Here is a 23,414-nt window from a genome sequence, read left to right as displayed (position 1 = left end):
TGTATGCCGTTAGTGTATGTCATTCCGCCTGAATTATCATGCAGAAATCGAAATGGCACCGATTAATAAAGCGGTAACCGTCATGACAATCACGGCGAGAACCGCCCATTTCAAAGCGAATTTTTGATGATCGTCAATTGAGACACCGACAAGCCCGACAAGCAAATGTGTTGATGGCACTAGCGGACTCAGCATATGAATCGGCTGCCCGATAATTGAGGCTCTGGCAATTTCGACTTTATCAACACCGTATGCGACAGCCGTTTCTGATAAAATCGGCAGCACTCCGTAAAAATACGCGTCATTCGGCATGAGAAATGTGAAAATGCCGCTAGTTAATGCTACAATTGCCGGGATCAAGCCGCCCATTTGTTCAGGAATCATCGACACAAGCGAAATCGCCATTTCGTCAACCATTTTGGTGCCTGTTAAAATTCCCGTAAAAACGCCTGCTGCAAAGATCATGGAGCCAATGGCCAGCACGTTGCTTGAATGTGCTGAAATACGCTGTCTCTGATGATCGAGGTTCGGATAATTCACAATGAGTGCAATACAGAATGCGATGACAAACAGCACCGTTAAACTGACTTTGCCTGATACTAAAAAGCCTATTAATGAAAGCGTTAACAACAAATTGAACCACCAAAGCTTCGGCCGCTTCCACTCGTCTTCAACCGCAGCGGCTGGTTCGTTGACATCGGCCGGCTGTTTCAGCTCAATCACGCCGAGCCGTTTGCGCTCCGCTTTACCCAGCACATACGCAACTGCGACCATACAAAGCATTCCGCTCGCGATCACAGGGATCATCGGCCCGGTCAGCTCAGCCGGATCAACCCCGAGCGCGCTCGCCGCCCGCGGCGTCGCGCCTCCCCACGGAATCGTATTCATAATCCCCATGCCGACTCCGGCGATTCCCGCCAATATAATCGGCCGGATGCCGAGCAGCAAATAGAGCGGAAGCATCGCGCTTGTTGTAATCATATAGGTTGTTGAACCGTCTCCATCCAATGCAACAAGCATCGTAAGAACCGCTGTCCCGACAACGATTTTTAACGGATCGCCTTTGACCATATTTAATATTTTGGCAACCATCGGATCAAAAAGCCCAGTGTCAATCATGATTCCAAAATATAAAATCGCAAACATAATCATAACAGCCGTCGGCGCCACCTGCTGAATCCCCGAGATCATCATATCGCCAACTTCAGTGAACCCGAAACCGGCTATCAGCGCAAACACAATCGGCGTCAAAACCAATGCTGTCAGGACAGATAGCCGTTTTGTCATGATCAGTACCATAAACACCAGCATCATAAGAAATCCTAAGATTGCTAACACATTCATTCCCCCTTTAAATGAATCCGCTTACATTTTATCCCCTATTCCCCTTTTGCCTTTTTGTCATCGTATGAGAAAAACGGTCTCAAGTAAATAATTTGGTTTTTTTGTATTTTTAATTTTTTAAAACCGTTTTGTTCTTTTTGGTCATTTCTAAACACAAAAAAAGCATTCCGCCTACGGCAGAATACTTTTTGCTTAATTGCCTGTCATGATGGTTTGATAAAACGCTGATTGTTCTTCAAGAAACCGTTTCGTTTCCTTGCTGTTTAAATAAAAGCTCTCCCAGTCCTGCTCGTTTATTTTCTGCTTCCATTCGGGCGAGGATGTCACCTTTTTTAATGCTTGGTCCCAGTAAGAAATCTCTTCCTCAGACATGTTTTTCGGCCCCAGCACCCCTCTCCAATGAGAGAAGACAAACGGAATGCCCTGCTCTTTCCACGTCGGCACTTTTGGAAAACCGGGCAGCCTTTTATCTGACGTGACGGCGGCTAATGTAATCTCGCCGTTTCGCTCGTACGGCTTGGCTTCTGAAACAGTCATGGAAGCTGCTTCTATCTCATGCCTGATAAGCGCCTGGATCAATTCTTCACTGCTGTCAAACTGTAAAAACTCAATGTCAAAAGGGTCAATCCCGTACATATCAGCGGCTCTGACGAACGAGAGCTGATCGTCATTGCCAAGCCCCGGAGAAAAACCGATTTTGACTTTGCCAGGATGCTTCTTGATCTCTTTCAGCACATCCTTTCCGCTTTTCAGCGCCGACCCTTTCGGAAGAGCGACAGTCTGCCATTCCTTAGCGAGAATCGCCAGCGGCGTAAAATCATCAGTTTTTAATTTACTTTGTCCGAGCAGGTAATTGCTCAGGATTAAACTGGACATCATACTGATAGTCTTCCTGCCGCTTTGGTTGACATATTTCCAGCCTTTATCGCCTCCGCTTCCAGGTTTATACACAATATGAATCCCGCCTTTCATCAGCTGTTTTTGCCTGAGCACGGATTGAATCGCCTGCGCCGTGACATCCCAGCCCCCGGAAGGCTCGGCAGGCACAACGATCTCAACCGGCCCGTCCGGCAGACGGGGAGCGGCCGCCTTCCGGATGTCACCTTGCATGAAGACCAATAGACAAATAAATATGATCACAAGTTTTTTCATCGCTATTCAGCCGCCAAATAATATTTTCTCTCCGGTCTGCCGATAATCCCGTACTCCAGCTCGGCTCGCGCTTCTTCCTTAGACACAAGATACTCGGCATAGCGGCGGGCTGTTGTTCGTGACGCGCCCATTGCTTCGCCAAGTTCTTCAGCTGTCATTCCTCCGTCCGCAGTACGCAGCGCCTCTTTAATTTTTTTCAGCGTGATCGGATTGATGCCTGTCGGCAAATCCTCCGCAGTGACAGCTCCCTTAGAGCTGCCCCCAAAAATATGGTCAATCATGGATTGGCTGACCTCCGGCTGAGACAGCAGCACCTGCCTTTTTTCTTTATACTGGAGCAGCACCTGTTTGAACTTGTCAGCCGATACAGGCTTTATCAAATAGTTTGCGATCCCCGCCCGCAGCGCTTCCTGTAAGTGGCGGGTTTCCGTTGCGGCTGTGATGATCATAATATCCACTTCCGGAAACCGTCTCCGTATCTCTGGAATCAATGCTGTTCCGAGCTCGTCCGGCATATAAATATCCAATAGCAGCAAATCAGTTTTGTGTGTCTCCAAAAGCAACATTGTCTCTTTTGCATTGCCCGCTTTGCCGATAATGCTGAATCCATCAAGCTGTTGAATCAATCTCTCATGAATTTGCGCAACCCGAAAATCATCCTCCGCAATCACGATGTGAATCAAATGGATTCCCCCTTTGTCTGTTTCTCCTTCGGTATAAAAACAGTAAATACCGCTCCCCCGCTTTTTTGATTTGTCAGCTCGATCCAGCCTCCCAGCTCACGCACTGACTCTTTTACGTTGGCGAGTCCGTAGCCTCTCTTCATCCCCTTTGAAGAGTAGCCTCTTTCAAACACCGCCTCCATTTTATCAGGCGGCACTCCCAATCCCGTATCGGATACTTCGATAACAATATCCCGTCCGATATCTGTAATAAAACATGAAACCTCCTGTACGCTTTGATCCGCTACAGCTTCGAAAGCGTTATCAATCAAATTGCCGATAATTGTAATGAGATGGGACAAGCCGACATGAGGAGGAAGAGGTCCAAGTGTGCTGTTGTCATCGATCGACAGCTTCACCTTTTTTTCCGATGCTTTGCTCATCTTTCCTAACAAAATCGCCTGCACCTGCTGCGAATGAATATTTTGGAATAAAATATCATGCTGTTCATTTTGGATGGCGTATTCCTCTTTAATCAGTTCAATCGCTTCGTCATATTCACCAAGCTCAAGCAGCCCTAAAATCGCGTATAGCTTATTAGAAAATTCATGAGTCTGGGCGCGCAGGTCCTCTGAGTATTTACGCACCTCTGTCAGCGTGTCAATCAGCTTTTTCAGTTCTGTTTTTTCTCTGAAGCTGATAACGATTCCGTACCTCTGTCCGCCTTGTGTCATGACTTTTGTATTGATAATAAAGACTTGGTCGTTGACACATACCTCCTGATTCGATTGCATTTCTTCCTGCTCAAGCACAGACATCAGTTCTGCTCCCGGCATCACGTCATCAATAGGCACGTTCATCACAGGCTCGGAAAGCTTAAGCATCTCAGCCGCTGATACGTTCATCATCGTCACAATGCCTTCACGGTTGGTGGCGATGATCCCTTCCTTAATCGCCCGCAGCATCGCATTCCGCTCCCGATAAAGAGATGCAATTTCGTGCGGCTCAAGGCCAAGCGTATCCTTTCTGATGCTTTTGGCAAGCGCGGCGGCACCGGCAAATCCAAGCAGCAGCACGAGTACAGCCATGAAGCTTAAGTCTCGCAGATGTCTCTTAATGCCTTGCTCTGTCTTCGTTTGCAGAAAATCAACGGACACGCTGCCGATCACTTGGCTGCGCCCCTTTTGTTCCTCGATAATCGGTGCGCTCCCACGAATCACCCTTTGTCCATCTGCTTTTGTCTCTGAGACGTGAGAGCCTCCAAACAGGATTTCTCTGCTTCTCGTCAGATGCTTATTTCCGCTATTTTCCGAGGCGGTTCGGACCATTCCCTTTTCATCAAGCACATAAATCGCATAAGCGCCGGTCTGTTCTTTCATTTGTTCAATGACCTCCTGCGCCTCGGCAGCTTGCCCGTCTTTCGTCACGATGAGGCCCTTTGCCGGCGGCATATAGGAAATCGTTCTCGCCGTCTGCACCGCCAGCTGCTCTGCCTGTTTTCGCCCTTCTTTTGTTTGCTGAACGGCAAACGTGACCGTCAGCACGCCAATCACAAAGATCAGCAGCGCCGCAATCAACCCCATTATTTTTGTTTGCAGAGAAAAATGGAATCGCTTTTTCACCACAGCACCAGCCGTCCTTTCTACCTAGATCATACCATTTTTCGCCCGGTCATTTTCTTATTTTTCAAAATCCATTTCTTTGGTGATCAGAATCGATTATTCAGATCAAGATGTTTCTTGTCACATTACCAGTGTCCAGTTTTGCTGAACAATCCTTTTTTCATGAAGGAATCATTCCGTCTGAACATTTCAATATACATATAGTATCTGAGTGATATGGTGAAGGGCGGGAGGTTATGGTGAAAACGAGTCTTATTGTGCTGACTTATAATCAATTGGCGTTAACAAAACAATGCTTGGAGAGCATATGGACGCATACCGATGATGACTGTATAGAAGTGATTGTTGTAGATAACGGCTCTCATGACGGGACACAGGACTACCTCAAACAGATCCCTTCAATCAAAACGATTTTTAATGAAACAAACGAAGGGTTTGCGAAAGCCTGCAATCAGGGCCTTGAGGCCGCTTCGGGGGACAATGTTCTTTTTTTAAACAATGATACTGTTGTGACAAGTCATTGGCTGGAGCCGATGATCAAGCTGCTTTATCAAGATGATAAAACCGGCATGGTCGGGCCTGTAAGCAATTATGTCAGCGGGCCTCAGCAAATCTCAGTTGATTACAACAGCTTAGAAGGAATCGAAGCTTTTTCACGGCGCCATTGCATGCAGCAGCGGGGCAAATCAAGAAGCGTTTTAAGGCTGGTCGGATTTTGCCTTCTTGTCAAAAAAGAGGTACTGGACAAAATCGGGTGCTTTGACGAGCGTTTTGAAGGCGGTTCATTTGAGGACGATGATTTGTGCCTTCGCGCTCTGCAGGCCGGATATCAGCTGAAAATCGCCCTTGATTCGTTTGTGCATCATCACGGGCATGCCACGTTTTCCGGAAATCCGGATTTAAGCATCAGCCGATTATACCAGGTCAACCGCCAAACCTTTATAGATAAATGGAAGCACGATGTGACGGCTTTTATTGATCCCCAGCCAGAGCTGACAGCCCTTGTGCCTTCAAAAGCCCGCTCCATCCTGCATATCGGCTGCGGCGCGGGAGCTGCGGGTGCAGAGCTATTGAACCGGCAAACCTGTACATTGTACGGCATTGAAGAAGATACATTGCTACGTACAATGGCAAGCGCCTATTATGAACAAGTCACGTCTGCCGATACCGAAACATGCCGCCTTCCTTATCCTGAAGCTTTTTTCGATGCCATTTTGATAGGAGACCTTTTGAACTGCGCGATGCATCCCCAGCGAACGATTGAGGCTCTTGCCGTTTATCTAAAGCCTTCAGGCTCATTGATTTGCAGTATCCCGAATGCAGCTTATGCAGACACGTTTTTTTCTTTATTATGTGGAACACCGGCACACACACATTTCATCACGCCTCAAAACGTAAACACACTATTTCCCGAACACCTTTATGACATAAAATCAACCTCCCATTTAGCCGTTCCTGAATCGAACATACAGCTGTTTTTACAAGAAGTTGAATATCTTGCCGGGCAATTTGATTTGCCTTTGGATCACTTATCAAAACATGCTCAGATTGATTACATGTTTGTCCATGCAATGAAGAAAAAACCTGAAGCGGAGGTGGCGATATGATTTCGATCAGTCTATGTATGATCGTGAAAAATGAGGAAGCCGTTATCGGCCGCTGCTTAGATTCTGTGCGCAGGATTGCTGATGAAATGAACATTGTGGATACCGGCTCAGCTGATCAGACGAAAGACATCGCTGCCCGTTATACAGACCGTATCTTTGATTTTGAATGGATAGACGATTTTGCGGCCGCCCGAAATTTTTCGTTTCAGCAGGCAACAGCTGACTATATTTTATGGCTTGATGCCGATGATGTGTTTACCGAGAAGGATCAAGAACTGTTCTTGGATTTAAAAAGAACGCTTGATCCGCATATTGACGCGGTATCAATGAACTATCACCTGGCGTTTGATGAAGAAAACAACGTCACTTCCAGCTTAAGAAGATACCGGCTCGTAAAACGGGAAAAGGGCTTTAAGTGGATCGGCGCGGTTCATGAATATTTAGAGGTGTACGGAAACCTCCATCACAGTGACACAGCGGTTTCTCACATGCCTCTTAGCCATGACGCTGACCGAAATCTGCGAATTTATGAAAACATGGCCTCGTCAGGAAAGGATTTTTCGCCAAGAGATTTATTTTACTATGCGAACGAGCTGTGTGATCACGGAAAAATAGAAAAAGCGATAGAATACTATTTGCGTTTTTTGAAAACAAAGCAGGGATGGGTTGAGGATAATATCAGAGCCTGCAATAAATTAGCAGATTGCTATCATTCATTGGGACTGAAGGAAAAAGAATTAAACTGGGTGCTCCACACGCTCGTCTACGGACCTCCCAGAGCGGAAACGTGCTGCAGATTGGGATTCTCTTTTTTAGAAAAAAACGATGTCCAAACCGCTGTCTATTGGTATGAAAAAGCAATAGAAGATAGAGGCTCAGAAAGCTTGGCTTTTCAGAACCGCGCCTGCGCCACCTGGCTGCCTCACTTACAATTAGCCGTCTGCTACGATAAGCTTGGCCAGCATCAGCTTGCCTACCAGCATAATGAATCGGCTTTACAATACCGTCCTCATGATTCAAGAATGCTTGCCAACAAAACATACTTTGAAGAGGTCCTGCAGCAGCAGGCTGGCTCCGGAGGTGAACATCATGGAAATCAATAAAAGGTCACTTGCTGATTCTATGAAAGAATATGAGCGAAAAGATAAAGAGTATTACAAAAGCATCAACCGGCAGCTGTTTGACCTGGTAGAACCCCATGCGAAAACCATTCTTGAGGTCGGATGCGCCGAAGGCCTGTTTGGCGCAGCTGTTAAGGAAAAAATGAATTGCTCCTATTTTGGGGTCGAATCATATCCGCCAGCTGCCGAAAAAGCCGCTCATCACATTGACGAAGTGATAACAGGAGACATCGAAACATTGAAGCTTCCTTTTGAAAAAAACACATTTGATCACGTCATCTTCGGCGATGTATTGGAGCACTTAATAGACCCTTGGACAGTGTTAGCTAACATGAAGCCTTACGTAAAAGAAACAGGGAGCATTTTGGCAAGCATTCCGAATATCGGGCATATCTCAATTTTTGAAAGTCTGCTGACCGGCAAATGGACGTATACACAGGCTGGGCTGCTCGATAAAACACACTACCGTTTTTTCACCTTGCAGGAAATGAAGAAGATGTTTCATGAAACAGGTTACAAGGTCAGCCAGATCAATCCTATTTCCTTTACGACTCACTATTATGAAAAAATGATCAGCAAACTGGCACATGTCAGAGCAAACATGGGAATTCACCATGCAAATTTCGAGGAGGAAGCCAGAGCCTATCAATATGTCATAAAGGCGCAAAAAAGATGAAACAGCATCTAAATGAAAATTCCATTTGCTTCATTACATGTGTTAATGATGACACCCTTTATGACCTCTGCCTGAGACATATCCAGTCTCTATCAGTGCCGCCGCATATGGAGGTTGAGTTAATTGATATACGAAAGGCTGACAGTATGGCCTCCGGCTACCAAGCGGCAATGCATCAGTCAGACGCAAAATATAAAGTGTATGTCCATCAGGATACATTTATCATTAATCGTTCATTTATTTACGATATCCTTCATGTCTTTCAGCAGAACGATGCGCTTGGCATGATAGGCGTCATAGGAGCTGAAGACGTGCCGCAAAGCGGAATTTGGTGGGAGGCTTCTAAAAAAGCGGGAAAAGTTATTGAATACCGAAGTACGTATAGCTATTTGTCGTTTGATGAGATAGACGGAACCGTGAAAACAGTTGAAGCATTAGACGGTTTATTGCTGGCCACCCAGTACGATCTCCCGTGGCGAAAAGAGATCTTTGACGGCTGGCATTTTTACGATACTTCTCAATGCTTTGAGTTCAGGAAAAAGGGATATCTTGTCGGTATTCCTCATCAAAAAGAGCCATGGGTCATACATGCTTGCGGCAATGAGTTTGATTCTGACCAGTATTCTGATTACCTTAACAAATTTTTATCGGAATATTTTAAAACATGAAAAGGCTTAAGGCTTCAATTGGCACATCAAAAAACCTACTTTTCAAAAGTAGGTTTCTTGATTTTCATTTACTTGAATTTAAAAGCAACTGAAATAGGTGTTCCTATTTAAGAGAATCTGATGGCATTTATATCCATATTCACTACGCTGCTGTTGCTCACATTACTAGCTGCTGTAAAGATTATTCTAACTTCATAAGAAGTCGTGCCTGCGGCAGCTGCAGTATCTACATACGTTGTAGCAATTGGAAATCTTGACGTCGTAGCTACGCTAATATTTCTTTGGGCAGAGCGTGTATCTATCAATACTCCGTTTCGATAAACTCTGATTTGGAACGTAAAGTTCGAGTTAGCTGTCGTTGTCACATCCACAGAAAGGGCAAGATCTAATTTTATTAATTGCCCAGCGACTGTTGGCATATTTAAAGTCCCAATTGATGTTTCAGTACCGTTAACAGCAACTGAAACCGGGCCTATTACCTCATTATAAAACAGCTGCGGATTTGGTCCTGTTGGGCCTGTGGCTCCTGTCGCTCCTGTTTCCCCGGTTGATCCGGTTACTCCAGTTACTCCCGTTGGTCCAGTTGATCCTGTTAGACCTGTTGATCCTGTTGCTCCGGTTGATCCGGTTACTCCTGTTGCTCCTGTTGATCCTGTTGGACCTGTTGGTCCGGTCGCTCCGGTTGGTCCTGTTACTCCTGTTGATCCGGTTACTCCAGTTACTCCGGTTGATCCTGTTGATCCGGTTACTCCTGTTGATCCAGTCGCTCCTGTTGATCCTGTTGATCCTGTCACTCCGGTTGATCCGGTTACACCAGTTACACCTGTTGATCCCGTTGCTCCTGTTTCCCCGGTTGATCCGGTTACACCAGTTACACCTGTTGATCCCGTTGCTCCTGTTACACCTGTTGATCCCGTTGCTCCTGTTTCCCCGGTTGATCCGGTTACACCAGTTACACCTGTTGATCCCGTTGCTCCTGTTACTCCTGTTGATCCCGTTGCTCCTGTTGCTCCAGTTGATCCAGTTGATCCAGTTGCTCCTGTTACACCAGTTGATCCGGTTGGTCCGGTTGGTCCAGTTTCTCCAGTTACTCCGGTTGATCCCGTTGCTCCAGTTTCCCCGGTTGATCCGGTTACTCCAGTTACTCCTGTTTCTCCGGTTGATCCGGTTACTCCAGTTGATCCGGTTGCTCCGGTTGCTCCCGTTGATCCAGTTACTCCTGTTGACCCCGTTGGTCCAGTTTCTCCGGTTGGACCTGTTGATCCTGTTACTCCGGTTGATCCTGTTGATCCGGTTGATCCAGTTGATCCAGTTGCTCCGGTTGATCCAGTTGATCCAGTTGCTCCAGTTGCTCCGGTTGATCCTGTTGGTCCCGTTGATCCTGTCACTCCTGTTGATCCAGTTACTCCTGTTGATCCGGTTGGTCCCGTTGATCCTGTTACTCCTGTTGATCCGGCTGATCCTGTCACTCCGGTTGATCCTGTTGGTCCAGTTGATCCCGTTTCTCCTGTTGCTCCAGTCGCTCCGGTTGGTCCCGTTTCTCCTGTTGATCCTGTTTCCCCGGTTGATCCGGTTACTCCAGTTGATCCGGTTGCTCCGGTTGCTCCGGTTGCTCCCGTTGATCCAGTTACTCCTGTTGACCCCGTTGGTCCTGTTGATCCGGTTACTCCAGTTACTCCAGTTACTCCAGTTACTCCAGTTACACCCGTTGCTCCGGTTAGTCCCGTTGCTCCTGTTTCCCCGGTTGATCCGGTTACACCAGTTACACCTGTTGATCCCGTTGCTCCTGTTGCTCCTGTTGATCCTGTTGCTCCAGTCGCTCCGGTTGGTCCGGTTGATCCGGTTACTCCAGTTACTCCTGTTGGTCCAGTTTCTCCGGTTGGTCCTGTTGATCCGGTTGATCCTGTTACTCCAGTTACTCCTGTTGGTCCTGTTGATCCCGTTGCTCCTGTTGGTCCAGTTTCTCCAGTTACTCCTGTTGGTCCCGTTGGTCCGGTTACACCTGTTGGTCCTGTCGCTCCTGTTGATCCGGTTACTCCAGTTACTCCTATTGCTCCTGTTGGTCCGGTTACACCTGTTGGTCCTGTCGCTCCTGTTGATCCAGTTACTCCTGTTGCTCCAGTCGCTCCGGTTGGACCTGTTTCCCCGGTTGCCTGTTGATCCTGTTGGTCCTGTCGCTCCTGTTGATCCGGTTACTCCAGTTACTCCTATTGCTCCTGTTGGTCCCGTTGGTCCGGTTACACCTGTTGGTCCTGTCGCTCCTGTTGATCCAGTTACTCCTGTTGCTCCAGTCGCTCCGGTTGGACCTGTTTCCCCGGTTGACCCTGTTGATCCTGTTGATCCTGTCGTTCCGGTTGATCCGGTTACTCCTGTTACACCTGTTGGTCCTGTCGCTCCGGTTGGTCCTGTCGCTCCGGTTGGTCCAGTTGCTCCTGTTGCTCCGGTTGGACCTGTTTCTCCCGTTGCTCCGGTTGGACCTGTTTCTCCCGTTGCTCCTGTTGCTCCGGTTACACCAGTTACACCTGTTGGTCCTGTCGCTCCGGTTGGTCCGGTTGATCCTGTTGCTCCTGTCGCTCCGGTTGATCCGGTTACTCCAGTTACTCCGGTTACACCAGTTACACCTGTTACACCAGTTGATCCGGTTACTCCAGTTACACCTGTTGGTCCTGTTTCTCCGGTTGGACCTGTTGGTCCTGTTGCACCAGTTTCTCCTGACGATCCTGTTGATCCCGTTGGTCCTGTTGGTCCTGTTGGTCCTGTTTCTCCAGTGACCCGGTTGATCCTGTTGCTCCGTTGATCCGGTCGCTCCGGTTGATCCCGTCACTCCTATTGCACCAGTTTCTCCCGTTGCTCCTGTTACACCAGTTGATCCGGTTGGTCCAGTCGCTCCGGTCACCCGGTTTCTCCAGTTGGACCTGTTGGTCCAGTTTCTCCGGTTGATCCTGTTTCTCCTGTCGCTCCTGTTGCTCCGGTTTCTCCAGTTGCTCCGGTTGGTCCTGTTTCCCCGGTTGATCCGGTTACTCCAGTTACTCCTGTTTCTCCGGTTGATCCGGTTACTCCAGTTGATCCGGTTGCTCCGGTTGCTCCCGTTGATCCAGTTACTCCTGTTGATCCCGTTGGTCCTGTTGATCCGGTTACTCCAGTTGCTCCTGTTGCTCCTGTCTCTCCGGTTGATCCGGTTACTCCTGTTACACCTGTTGGTCCTGTCGCTCCGGTTGATCCGGTTACTCCTGTTACACCTGTTGGTCCTGTCGCTCCGGTTGATCCAGTTACTCCTGTTGCTCCAGTCGCTCCGGTTGGACCTGTTTCCCCGGTTGACCCTGTTGATCCTGTCGTTCCGGTTGATCCGGTTACTCCTGTTACACCTGTTGGTCCTGTCGCTCCGGTTGGTCCAGTTGCTCCGGTTGGACCTGTTTCTCCCGTTGCTCCGGTTGGACCTGTTTCTCCCGTTGCTCCGGTTGGACCTGTTTCTCCCGTTGCTCCGGTTGGACCTGTTTCTCCCGTTGCTCCGGTTGGACCTGTTTCTCCCGTTGCTCCGGTTGGACCTGTTTCTCCCGTTGCTCCGGTTGGACCTGTTTCTCCCGTTGCTCCGGTTGGACCTGTTTCTCCCGTTGCTCCGGTTGGACCTGTTTCTCCCGTTGCTCCGGTTGATCCGGTTACACCAGTTACACCTGTTGGTCCTGTCGCTCCGGTTGGTCCGGTTGATCCTGTTGCTCCTGTCGCTCCGGTTGATCCGGTTACTCCAGTTACTCCGGTTACACCAGTTACACCTGTTACACCAGTTGATCCGGTTACTCCAGTTACACCTGTTGGTCCTGTTTCTCCGGTTGGACCTGTTGGTCCTGTTGCACCAGTTTCTCCTGACGATCCTGTTGATCCCGTTGGTCCTGTTGGTCCTGTTGGTCCTGTTTCTCCAGTGACTCCGGTTGATCCTGTTGCTCCGGTTGATCCGGTCGCTCCGGTTGATCCCGTCACTCCTATTGCACCAGTTTCTCCCGTTGCTCCTGTTGCTCCTGTTACACCAGTTGATCCGGTTGGTCCAGTCGCTCCGGTCACTCCGGTCACTCCGGTTGATCCTGTTGATCCAGTTGCTCCGGTTACACCTGTTGGTCCTGTCGCTCCGGTTGGTCCGGTTGATCCTGTTACTCCAGTTACACCTGTTGGTCCGGTTACACCAGTTACACCTGTTGGTCCTGTCGCTCCGGTTGATCCTGTTGCTCCGGTTGATCCGGTTACTCCAGTTACTCCGGTTGATCCGGTTACACCAGTTACACCTGTTACACCAGTTACACCTGTTACTCCAGTTACACCTGTTGGTCCTGTTGCACCAGTTTCTCCTGACGATCCTGTTGCTCCTGTTGGTCCTGTTGGTCCTGTTTCTCCAGTGACTCCGGTTGATCCGGTTGCTCCGGTTGATCCGGTCGCTCCGGTTGCACCAGTTTCTCCGGTTGCTCCCGTCACTCCTATTGCACCAGTTGCTCCTGTTACACCAGTTGCTCCTGTTGGTCCAGTCGCTCCGGTCACTCCTATTGCACCAGTTGCTCCTGTTACACCAGTTGCTCCGGTTGGTCCAGTCGCTCCGGTCACTCCTATTGCACCAGTTGCTCCTGTTACACCAGTTGCTCCTGTTGGTCCAGTCGCTCCGGTCACTCCGGTTGATCCCGTTGGACCTGTTGGTCCAGTTTCTCCCGTTGCTCCGGTTGATCCTGTTTCTCCAGTTGCTCCGGTTGATCCTGTTTCTCCAGTTGCTCCTGTTGATCCCGTTGATCCAGTTTCTCCGGTTGCTCCCGTCGCTCCCGTTGATCCGGTTAATCCTGTTGATCCAGTTTCTCCCGTCGCTCCGGTTTCTCCTGTTGGTCCTGTTGATCCGGTTGGTCCAGTTTCTCCAGTTGCTCCTGTTTCTCCAGTTGATCCGGTTAATCCAGTTGCTCCTGTCTCTCCGGTTGATCCTGTTGATCCTGTCGCTCCGGTTACTCCAGTTACTCCGGTTGCTCCTGTTACACCAGTTGATCCGGTTGCACCAGTTGCTCCTGTCGCTCCGGTTACTCCAGTTACTCCGGTTGCTCCTGTTACACCAGTTGATCCGGTTGCACCAGTTGGTCCGGTTGATCCAGTGACTCCCGTTGCTCCTGTTTCTCCCGTTGGACCGGTTACTCCTGTTGCACCGGTCGGTCCGGTTGATCCCGTTGCTCCTGTTGGTCCTGTTTCCCCGGTTGGTCCGGTTGCTCCGGTTGATCCAGTGACTCCCGTTGCCCCTGTTGGTCCGATTGATCCCGTTGGACCGGTTACTCCTGTTGCACCGGTCGGTCCGGTTGATCCCGTTGATCCAGTTGGTCCGGTTGCTCCGGTTGCACCTGTTGATCCTGTTGATCCCGTGACTCCCGTTGATCCGGTTGGTCCGGTTGCTCCCGTTGGTCCGCTTACTCCTGTTGCACCGGTTGATCCCGTCGCTCCTGTTGCTCCAGTGACTCCCGTTGATCCGGTTGCTCCCGTTGGTCCGCTTACTCCTGTTGCACCGGTTGGTCCGGTTGATCCAGTGACTCCCGTTGATCCCGTTGATCCGGTTGGACCAGTTGATCCAGTGACTCCCGTTGATCCCGTTAACCCCGTTGCCCCAGTTTCTCCCGTCGCCCCCGTTGATCCGATTGCACCAGTTTCTCCCGTTGGTCCGGTTACTCCGGTTGCCCCGGTTGGTCCGGTTGATCCCGTTGGACCTGTTGCTCCTGGAGGACCTGTTGGCCCGGTCGGTCCAATCCCCCCAGCAGACTCTATTAAAGAAACATCATCAATTAGAACAGACCCAAAAGTAGTTTTACTTATTACCACTACTGCATTTACTGCTTCTGAGGGAGGGGCAATTGGTCTATATATTTCATTCCATGTATTAAATGAGACATTTGGCAAATTTCCGGCAGCAATGATCATTTCCTGTCCGCCTTCAATCTGTTCTCCTTCACTGTTAACAAATAGAATTTGTATAGTGACTTGAGGACTTGGATTGTTCCCCGTTTTCCCAACCGAAACAGTGAATATAAGAGATTGTCCAGAAACGACAGGCACGATCTGCCCTAAAAAAGCATAAGGCTGGCTGCTGATAAACTGTGCGGAATAGCTTCCAGAATGGGCAAAAGTATTAATAACGGACGTATTTGCAAAAGCCCACCCCGTCAGATTGCCGGTTTCAAAACCTCCATTTACAATCACATTATTCACCCAACATCATTCCCCGCCCTCTTTGATTAGTTCCAGCTATTATATGCAGGAAAATTATCATCGGTCTGTAAGGTCACTAAACAAAATAAAAAAAGGTGATTGTCCCTGCATCACCTTTCTTTCCCTGTATTTGTAGAAAACCCATCTATGCTAGATATGCTGCTAGTACGCCGGACATTTCTCACTAGGTTAAGCGATCACCTGCCAATTATATTTTCCCGCTTTCTTCTCAGTTCTTTGCTTTTTATACCAACTTTTCATATGCCGACTACTATAACGAGAGGCATAATCCCGTTTTGTTCTTGCGCTGAAACCCATCCATTATAAACCACCTCATCATCTGTTGCTCACGCCCTAAAGTAATGTGATCAAACATAAAAAAAGGCAGACCGCGTCTGCCTTTTTTTCTTTCTACCATATCCCTAATAATTTCCACCATAATCCGCCGATCACAAGCCATGTGACAATATGAACGATCGACAGGATAAATCCGATAGACCACCATTTGCCTTGCGAAATGTAGCCTGCTCCGAAGAAGACCGGAGCCGCTCCAGAACCGTAGTGGGTTGTTGACCCGAACAGATTGCTGAAGAATGCGAGGCTCAGCGCTGCTAAAAGCGGCGGTGCGCCCGCTGCCACGATAACAGCCAAAAATGCTGAATACATCGCACTGATGTGGGCCGTCGCACTTGCAAAGAAGTAGTGAGAGTAATAATACACAACAATTAAAATTAAAAATGCCACAATCCAAGAGAATCCTGATACAGATGATTTCATGGCGTTGCTGAACCAAGAAACCATGCCTAATTCATTCAGGAAGTTGGCCAGCATAACGAGCGCCGCAAACCAAGTGAGCGTATCCCAAGCGCCCTGTTCTTTCTTGATATCATCCCAAGTCAGAACCTGTGATAATAAAAGGACTGACAATCCGATCAGTGCGGTTGTGGTTGCGTCGATGTTGAAGCTGCCGCCAAAAATCCAAAGAGCAAGCACTAAAAGAAACACAATAACCATAGAAAGCTCTGATTTTTTAAATGGCCCCATTTCTTTCAGTTTTTCGGTTGCGATTTTCGCTGCGTCCGGTGTTTCTTTAATTTCCGGCGGATACAGCTTGTAAATCACAAGCGGTGTGATGATTAAGCTTACAAGTCCCGGCACAATCGCGGCAATTGCCCAGCTTGTCCATGTTAAGTCCACCCCTGCGACATCATGGGCCAGCTTGGCAATCAGCGGGTTTGCCGCCATCGCCGTCAGGAACATAGCAGATGTAATCAAGTTTCCCTGAAAACCGGTTTTTAATAAGAAAGCACCGATTTTTCTTTCTGTTCCATCTGCCGGGCTTGATCCGAATGTTTCGGATAATGATCTGATAATAGGAAATATAATGCCTCCTGCACGCGCCGTATTACTTGGAATAGCAGGTGATAATATTAAATCACTGAACAGCAGTGAATAAGAAAGTCCAAGGGTTTTCTTCCCGAATTTCTGAACGAATACATACGAAATTCTCGCACCTAGCCCGGTTTTGATAAATCCCCGGGAAATAAAGAATGCGATGACGATAAGCCAGATGGTCTTATTCCCGAATCCGCTTAATGTATCCTCAATTGATAATGTTCCAGTTAATGCAGTAACCGCCAATGCAAAAATTGCAATTGCACCCATTGGCAAGGGCTTGGAGATAAAGCCGATAATTGTCGCGACGAAAATCGCAAACAAATGCCATGCTTTAGGTTCAAGTCCGGACGGAGCGGGAATAAACCAGATGATTAGTCCCACAGCGACAGTAATAAGCAATGGAACAAGCTTTACTGCTGACTGTTTTCCTGCGTCTTTTTCTGAAGCCATAAATAGGTCTCCTCCTATATACTTGTTTTCCGATCCCCTTTTTCATTCTACTCCTTAACTAAGTTAATAAACATTTTAATTAATTAAAAAACACAAAGGTGAGCAGCCCTTTGTGTTTTTTTTCATTTCTTAATTTAGTTTACCCGCGCCCGCTTGAGATATAACATTTGACTTCACATTCGCGGAAGCATCAATTGATCCGTGCAGAGATGGTGTCCATCCGACAGAAGAGCTCAGCCCGTTTGCAGCCGATGCGTTGATCTGCGTACCGTTCAGCAATGTGCCGGAATCATATAAAGCCGTTCCCCCGCTGAATACGCTGATCGTTTTAGCAGCAGTCAATCCCGGAACGTCAATGGCATTGTTTTGCGCATAAATTTTAGATGATTTTCCAATTCCCCACGCATAGCTAAAGGCATAATCTGATGAGTTTTTATTGCCTTCATAATAGTTGTTGTAAACGTGTACCTGTCCAAAACGGACTCTCGGTGCGCGCTGAACGATATTTTTGTAGCGGTTATGATGCAGTGTGATTTTTAATTTGCCGTCGTCGGAAGTTTTGCTATCGCTTGATCCGAAAATGGAGCTTTTATCATGATCGTGATAAAAGTTATAAGACATTGTAATGTAGTTAGCGCCGTTAGAGGCATCAGTTTGGCCGTCATGGTGCTGATATTCTCTTCCAAAATACTTTGGAGAGGTGCTGTCTGGACGCGAACCGTCATTAAAGGTACAGTGATCGATCCATACATGTGTACCGCCGTTTATTGTGATGTTGTCATATTGAGAATTCCAGTTTCCTGAACTTCCGTCAGTCGGATCCCATTGCGGGAAATAGTCATATGCGTCTTGGAATTCGATATTGCGGATAATAACGTTATCGCTCTTGATCTGGAAGTTTCCGCCCAGAACTTTAGCATTTGACCCTGAACCGACGATCGTCGTATTTGCAGGGATATCCACCATCACGCGTGCCTTTTGGTTTTTCTGTGAACGTGCTCTGGCCTCTTCCTGTGTTCCGGATGGCTCTTTTTTGCCCCATGTGCTTGGGTCATAGGCTTTCAAATATTTGTTCAAATCGTACTCTGGATCTTTATAATCATTCAGACCAAGCGGCTTCAGATTGTCATCGACATTCATGTCAATCGTTCCCTTGATATAAATGATTTTTGGCGTTGTGTTGGTGTCCTTGCCCAAAGCCGAAACGAGCTGATTTCTGTTGCTGACTGTATACACGTGGGATGACGAGGCTTTTGATCCGCCTGTCGTGCCGGTCGAGTACGCTCCCCAGCCATCATTTGACCCTAACGTCTGATGGCCCATATCCGCTGCGTTCGCCCCAACCGGAGTCAAGCCTAATAACAAAGCCGTGGCTAACATCACTTTTTTCATTCAGTAAGAACCCCCATTTTCTATTTTGTGAGAATTTGTTCCATATTCTCACAAAAAACATAATAGCAAATTCATGGGGATCCATAACCGAAAATGTACGGCTTTTTATTGCGGCATCCTGCAAAAAAACACCGCAAAAACCGCAAATATAAAAAACCCCAAAAGGACGATAATCGCCTTTTGGGGCTACATTCCTGCATTATGCCCAAGATTTTACTTTTTCGTTGTCTGTCACAAAGAGAAGCACTTTCCCTTCATCGAGCCGTTTTTCAAACTGAGCCGCTTCGTCTTCTGAAAAACCGATTTCGTGGATTTTATTGCGAAGCTCGTCTCCTTTTTTATTAAATATGTTCCCTACCGCATGTTTGAAACCTGTTTCTTTGGCTCCGATCGTGTTGGCATTCGTGTTGTCTGCCAGTCGTTCCGTTCTGTCATCGTCGTGAGCTAAGACGTATACATCCTCTTTTGCGACACCCATTTGCTGTAATTCTTCTACATCCTTCATGAGCTGTTCGTCGTTTGTATACTCTCTTACAACTGGTTTCATATCCAATTCCTCCTTCATCATGTCTATGTTATATTCATACCCGATCCGTTTTCTATCAAACAGCATCCAGAGCATTGGGCACAAAAACAGGAAGAATGGTAGTAGATATTTCATTTTTAACCATGGTAAAGTGATAGAACGAGAGTATTTTCAGAATAGTCAAAACTAAAACCGCTGCACGGAGCGCCCGAACATGATTCGCCATTTTTATCCGTACAAGCAGGAGGTATGTCCAATGCAATACTTTTCACCAGAACAGCAATACAATGCGTGGGTTGTGAGTGATTTAGTAAAACAGGTCTTCCATCAGCGTGTCGGCTATTCAGCCGGCATTCACCAGCTTGCCATCTTTGCCGAAGAAACATTTCACATCGATATTGACTTTGTTTTCTCTATTGTCATGAATATCGGAGACATTGAATTTGCGCTCTCTGAAGAAATCGAAAGAAAATTGTCCGGCTATCTCAGCGTTCTTCTTCCCCATGTCAGCAGAGATATGCTTGAAGCCTCTAAAGCCAACGCCAGTTCGTTTTTATCCCACAGACACGGCGATGCTGTGTACGATTTATTTGTGCCATATGACCCATACATCAAAAAAACATAAAGCAGCCGCTTCTGTTTCTTTATTTAAAAAATATTGACATAGGAAGCCATGCTATTATAGTGTTTATTTGTGATAATGATTCTCATTATTAAATTCAGAAAAAAGGAAGAAAACAATGCGCACCTATCCTAACAAGTTTATTGCCATCATCAGTGTTTTATTAATCGCTTGTTTCATTATATCCGGCTGTTCATCAAGTCAGGATAACAGCGGCAGCAAAGCCGGAAGCAAATCTAAGGATTCAAGAGTCATTCAGCACGAAGACGGGAAAACAACAGTGACCGGCACACCTAAAAAAGTCGTTGTGCTTGAGCTTTCATTCCTGGATGCTGTTTACAACCTCGGCATCACGCCGGTAGGCATCGCCGATGACAACAAAAAAGACATGATTCAAAAGCTGGTCGGCAGCTCGATTGATTATACATCAGTAGGCACGCGAAGCGAACCGAATCTTGAGGTCATCAGCTCCTTGAAGCCTGATTTAATCATCGCTGACGCTGAACGCCATAAAAACATTTACAAACAGCTGAAACGAATTGCACCGACCATTGAATTGAAAAGCCGGGAATCGACTTATGATGAAACAATCGACAGCTTCAATACCATTTCTAAAGCATTAAATAAAGAAAAAGAAGGAAAAGAAAAGCTTGCCGACCATACAAAGGTCATTGACGATCTGAAAGCGGAGCTTCCGAAAGATGAAGACCGCAGCATCGTTCTCGGCGTGGCAAGAGCCGATTCCTTCCAGCTTCATACGTCATCTTCTTATGACGGAGAAATCTTCAGCATGCTCGGCTTTACGCACGCCGTGAAGTCAGATAACGCGTATCAAGAGGTCAGCCTCGAGCAGTTAAGCAAAATCGATCCTGATATTTTGTTTATTTCAGCCAACGAGGGTAAAACAATCGTAGATGAGTGGAAAAAGAATCCGCTTTGGAAAAACCTAAAAGCGGTGAAAAACGGACAAATCTACGATGCAGACCGCGACATTTGGACAAGATTCAGAGGAATCAAGTCCAGTGAAACAAGCGCCAAAGATGTGCTTAAAAAAGTGTATAATAAGTAGGACAAAAGAGAAGCGAGGAGAATCCTTGCTTCTTCGTTTTTGCAAACAGACGCAGTAAGGAAGTGAGACTGTTGTATTACTCAGCCAAACGGCGCTCATCATCAAGATTGATGGTTTTTACCATTGCACTGATCATCCTTATTTTCGGGCTTGGGCTGAATCTCTCAGTAGGCGCCTCAGACATCGGCATCATTGATGCTTTGACATATCTTTTTGTATGGGACGGATCAAAAGAACAGCTTATTATCTCTACTCTTCGCCTCCCCCGCACATTAATCGGCGTTTTCGTCGGCGCCAGCCTGGCTGTAGCAGGGGCACTGATGCAGGCCATGACAAGAAATCCTCTGGCTTCACCTCAAATTTTCGGTGTGAATGCGGGTGCATCGCTGTTTGTCGTTGCTTCTCTCGTCATTCTGCCGGCGTCGTCCTACTCTTCGGTTGTGTTCGCTTTTGCAGGTGCGGCGGCAGGCGGCGCAATTGTGTATATGATTGCCTCTTCCGGCGGAATGACACCTGTCAAACTGGCGCTGTCAGGAATGGCGGTGCATTTGTTCCTGTCCTCCATGACACAGGCGATTATTATTTTAAATGAGTCGGGAGAGGATGTGCTGTATTGGATGACGGGTGCGATTGACGGCAGCAATTGGCAGGACGTCATGACCATTGCCCCGTTTTCTGTCATCGGCATTGGACTTGCCCTTGTGTTTTCAGGTCCCGTTTCTGTTCTCGGTCTCGGTGATGAAACAGCAAAAGGACTCGGGCAAAACATGAACGGCATGCGGATTCTGATCAGCTTTATCATTTTAATTCTATCCGGCGCTTCTGTAGCGGTTGCCGGCCCAATCGGCTTTGTCGGGCTGCTCGTCCCGCATATCGTCCGCAAGCTGATCGGAGAAAATTACAAGTATGTGCTGCCTTTTTCAGCGCTGTTCGGCGCCATCTTATTGGTGTACGCAGATGTCCTGGCCAGATGGATTGCATTCCCTTATGAATCCCCGGTCGGCATTGTCACCGCCATTATCGGCACACCATTTTTCTTATATTTAGCAAGGAAAGGGCGAAATCTGAAATGAAGAAATCAACCAGAAAACAAAAACGCCCCTTGCTGGCCATCCTTATATTGGCTGTCATCTTGCTAGTGCTGTCCGTGATCAGCATCGGCTTCGGGGCATTGTATATTTCACCTGATGCGGTGGTTACGAATCTGTTAGGGATGGATCATTCCTTCGAGTTTATTATTCAGCAGTACCGGCTCCCCCGCATTATACTGGCGATTCTGGCAGGCGCCGGGCTTGCCGCTGCCGGAGCCATTTTGCAGGGTGTCATCCGAAATCCCCTTGCGTCTCCGGACGTTGTCGGAATTTCAAAAGGGTCCGGACTGGCCGCCATGGCCGTTATTCTCATTTTTCCTGAGTCTCCGGTCTACGTGCTGCCGTTCTCCGCATTTGCCGGAGCAGCCATTATTGCTGTAGTATTATTAATGATAGCCCGCAAAAAAAGCATTCAGCCCTCATCATTGGCTTTATCAGGCATTGCCTTAGGCGCGGTCTGCCACGCCGGCATGCAATATATGATGGTCAAATTTCCGGGGGACGTTAATGCAGCGCTCATTTGGCTGACAGGCAGCCTCTGGGGGAGAAACTGGGAAGAAGTCAAGCTCCTTGCGCCATGGCTGCTTGTCCTTTTGCCGATTGTCTGCATCCTCGTTCCGAAGCTGGATCTGATGTCACTCGGAGATGAGCTAGCGCAGGGTCTCGGCGAAAACGCAAACCGGCTGAGATTCATCCTGATTTTCACCGCAGTTGCACTGGCGGGGAGCTGTGTAGCCGTCGTCGGATCAATCGGTTTTATCGGGCTGCTTGCTCCGCATATCGCCAGAAGGCTTGCCGGAGAAAAAGCTAAATATTTACTGCCTGCATCGGCATTAATCGGTGCTATTATATTACTAATCGCAGATACATTAGGACGCGGCATCATACCTCCGGTTGAGATACCCGCCGGAATATTGACAGCTGTGATCGGCGCGCCTTATTTTTTATATTTATTGAAATTCGAAGCGAGGAAACAGTAGGGAGAGGATACCATGGGAAAACTGGCTGCAGACCAGCTCACTCTTTCATATGACAGCACAGTGATTATTGACGGAGTCGATTTAAAGATTGAAGAAGGAAAAATCACTGTGCTCATCGGCGCCAACGGCTGCGGAAAATCAACAATCCTCAAATCGCTTGCCAGGCTGATGGCCCCAAAAAGCGGCACGGTCCTATTAGAAGGAAAAGATATTCATCGCCAGCCGTCCAAAGAAGTGGCTAAAAAGCTGGCGATTCTTCCTCAGTCTCCTCAGGCGCCTGAAGGATTGACGGTACAGGAACTATGCTATTTCGGCAGACATCCTCATAAAAAACTGTTATCCAAGCATACACAAGAGGATCATGATATGGTAGAGTGGGCGCTTGACGCAACCGGGATGAATGAGCTGAAGGACCGGACACTTGATGCCCTTTCAGGCGGTCAAAGACAAAGAGCCTGGATTTCCATGGCGCTTGCACAAGGCACTGATTTGCTCTTGCTCGATGAACCGACCACTTACTTGGACATCTCTCACCAAATTGAGGTGCTGGAGCTGCTGAAAAAGCTGAACCGGGATCATGGACGCACAGTTGTCATGGTGCTTCACGACTTAAACCAAGCCGCTCAATATGCTGACTATCTGATCAGCGTACTGGACGGAAAAATCTACAATGCCGGAACGCCGGAAGACGTCTTTACCCAGCCGTTTTTCCGGGAAGTCTTCGGCTTGGAATGCTGCATCATGAGAAGCCCGATCGACCAGAAGCCGATGTGCCTGCCGATGGGACTATGCCCAAAATTACGGACGTGATGAAAAAGGAG

At 47.7% G+C, this 23,414-nt stretch carries 18 protein-coding genes and 1 pseudogene; 11 read left to right on the top strand and 8 right to left on the bottom strand.

All coding sequences use genetic code 11. The features are described from left to right. Positions 1–36: 36 nt before the first annotated feature. From citM to NYE43_RS04130, 4 genes and pseudogenes are all read right to left on the bottom strand, one after another. Entirely contained in the window at positions 37–1,338 is a 1,302-nt protein-coding gene (gene citM, locus NYE43_RS04145) for a citrate transporter CitM (RefSeq protein ID WP_059293848.1), read from the bottom strand. 198 nt (positions 1,339–1,536) lie between these two features. Next, a complete protein-coding gene (locus NYE43_RS04140; RefSeq protein ID WP_340927672.1) occupies positions 1,537–2,496 on the bottom strand; it encodes a tripartite tricarboxylate transporter substrate binding protein in 960 nt (319 codons plus the stop codon). A 2-nt stretch (positions 2,497–2,498) separates the two neighbouring features. Continuing rightward, positions 2,499–3,179 carry a response regulator gene (locus NYE43_RS04135; RefSeq protein WP_101860956.1) on the bottom strand — a complete coding sequence of 227 codons (681 nt, stop codon included), beginning with the start codon at positions 3,177–3,179 and terminating at the stop codon, positions 2,499–2,501. Continuing rightward, positions 3,151–4,783 (bottom strand): annotated as a pseudogene (locus NYE43_RS04130) (ATP-binding protein). The gene NYE43_RS04135 and the pseudogene NYE43_RS04130 overlap by 29 nt, the downstream one beginning before the upstream one ends. Before the next feature lie 233 nt (positions 4,784–5,016). Here NYE43_RS04130 and NYE43_RS04125 point away from each other — a divergent pair. The 6 genes from NYE43_RS04125 (at position 5,017) to NYE43_RS21700 (ending at position 11,649) form a co-directional block, all read left to right on the top strand. Further along, the gene (locus NYE43_RS04125) at positions 5,017–6,387 is read left to right on the top strand and encodes a glycosyltransferase (RefSeq protein WP_341061016.1); all 1,371 of its coding nucleotides are present in this window, start codon (positions 5,017–5,019) and stop codon (positions 6,385–6,387) included. After that, positions 6,384–7,490 carry a tetratricopeptide repeat-containing glycosyltransferase family 2 protein gene (locus NYE43_RS04120; RefSeq protein ID WP_103672402.1) on the top strand — a complete coding sequence of 369 codons (1,107 nt, stop codon included), beginning with the start codon at positions 6,384–6,386 and terminating at the stop codon, positions 7,488–7,490. Before NYE43_RS04125 ends, NYE43_RS04120 begins: the two co-directional genes overlap by 4 nt. Further along, positions 7,477–8,184 (top strand): class I SAM-dependent methyltransferase, encoded by a 708-nt coding sequence (locus tag NYE43_RS04115; RefSeq protein WP_095714413.1) that lies wholly within the window; start codon positions 7,477–7,479, stop codon positions 8,182–8,184. Before NYE43_RS04120 ends, NYE43_RS04115 begins: the two co-directional genes overlap by 14 nt. Then, entirely contained in the window at positions 8,181–8,852 is a 672-nt protein-coding gene (locus NYE43_RS04110) for a glycosyltransferase family protein (protein WP_185848182.1), read from the top strand. The genes NYE43_RS04115 and NYE43_RS04110 overlap by 4 nt, the downstream gene beginning before the upstream one ends. A 519-nt stretch (positions 8,853–9,371) precedes the next feature. After that, positions 9,372–11,012: a hypothetical protein gene (locus NYE43_RS21705; RefSeq protein WP_445662054.1), complete on the top strand. Its 1,641-nt coding sequence runs from the start codon at positions 9,372–9,374 to the stop codon at positions 11,010–11,012. Then, on the top strand, positions 11,002–11,649 hold the full coding sequence (locus NYE43_RS21700; RefSeq protein WP_445662053.1) for a hypothetical protein: 648 nt from the start codon (positions 11,002–11,004) through the stop codon (positions 11,647–11,649). The genes NYE43_RS21705 and NYE43_RS21700 overlap by 11 nt, the downstream gene beginning before the upstream one ends. Positions 11,650–11,744: 95 nt before the next feature. On the opposite strand, the gene NYE43_RS21695 is transcribed toward NYE43_RS21700, so the two are convergent. From NYE43_RS21695 to NYE43_RS04075, 4 genes are all read right to left on the bottom strand, one after another. Then, positions 11,745–15,065, bottom strand: coding sequence for an NTTRR-F1 domain (locus NYE43_RS21695; protein ID WP_445662052.1), 3,321 nt, complete (start codon positions 15,063–15,065; stop codon positions 11,745–11,747). Positions 15,066–15,476: 411 nt separating this feature from the next. Beyond that, a complete protein-coding gene (locus NYE43_RS04085; RefSeq protein ID WP_024120552.1) occupies positions 15,477–16,913 on the bottom strand; it encodes an anion permease in 1,437 nt (478 codons plus the stop codon). Between the two features lie 129 nt (positions 16,914–17,042). Beyond that, the gene (locus NYE43_RS04080; protein WP_024120551.1) at positions 17,043–18,305 is read right to left on the bottom strand and encodes a pectate lyase; all 1,263 of its coding nucleotides are present in this window, start codon (positions 18,303–18,305) and stop codon (positions 17,043–17,045) included. A 199-nt stretch (positions 18,306–18,504) separates the two neighbouring features. Next, on the bottom strand, positions 18,505–18,852 hold the full coding sequence (locus NYE43_RS04075; protein WP_024120550.1) for a general stress protein: 348 nt from the start codon (positions 18,850–18,852) through the stop codon (positions 18,505–18,507). A gap of 235 nt (positions 18,853–19,087) precedes the next feature. Between NYE43_RS04075 and NYE43_RS04070 the strand changes: the two genes are divergently transcribed. From NYE43_RS04070 to yfmF, 5 genes are all read left to right on the top strand, one after another. Next, complete coding sequence (locus NYE43_RS04070) at positions 19,088–19,456, top strand: DUF3212 family protein (protein ID WP_024120548.1); 369 nt, start codon at positions 19,088–19,090, stop codon at positions 19,454–19,456. Positions 19,457–19,571: 115 nt separating this feature from the next. After that, entirely contained in the window at positions 19,572–20,522 is a 951-nt protein-coding gene (locus NYE43_RS04065) for an ABC transporter substrate-binding protein (protein ID WP_341061010.1), read from the top strand. Positions 20,523–20,593: 71 nt separating this feature from the next. Further along, positions 20,594–21,595 (top strand): Fe(3+) dicitrate ABC transporter permease FecD, encoded by a 1,002-nt coding sequence (gene fecD / locus NYE43_RS04060; protein WP_101860587.1) that lies wholly within the window; start codon positions 20,594–20,596, stop codon positions 21,593–21,595. Continuing rightward, positions 21,592–22,593, top strand: a complete 1,002-nt coding sequence (gene yfmE, locus NYE43_RS04055) for a Fe(3+)-citrate ABC transporter permease YfmE (protein WP_341061008.1) — start codon at positions 21,592–21,594, stop codon at positions 22,591–22,593. Before fecD ends, yfmE begins: the two co-directional genes overlap by 4 nt. Before the next feature lie 12 nt (positions 22,594–22,605). Beyond that, on the top strand, positions 22,606–23,403 hold the full coding sequence (gene yfmF / locus NYE43_RS04050; protein ID WP_010333352.1) for a Fe(3+)-citrate ABC transporter ATP-binding protein YfmF: 798 nt from the start codon (positions 22,606–22,608) through the stop codon (positions 23,401–23,403). The last annotated feature ends 11 nt before the right edge of the window (positions 23,404–23,414 follow it).

It is taken from the genome of Bacillus sp. FSL R5-0434 (assembly GCF_038004745.1).
GTDB classification, from domain to species: Bacteria; Bacillota; Bacilli; order Bacillales; family Bacillaceae; genus Bacillus; species Bacillus halotolerans.
The sequence above is the reverse complement of the archived record's forward strand: the minus strand, read 5'-3'. Positions and strand labels throughout refer to the sequence as shown.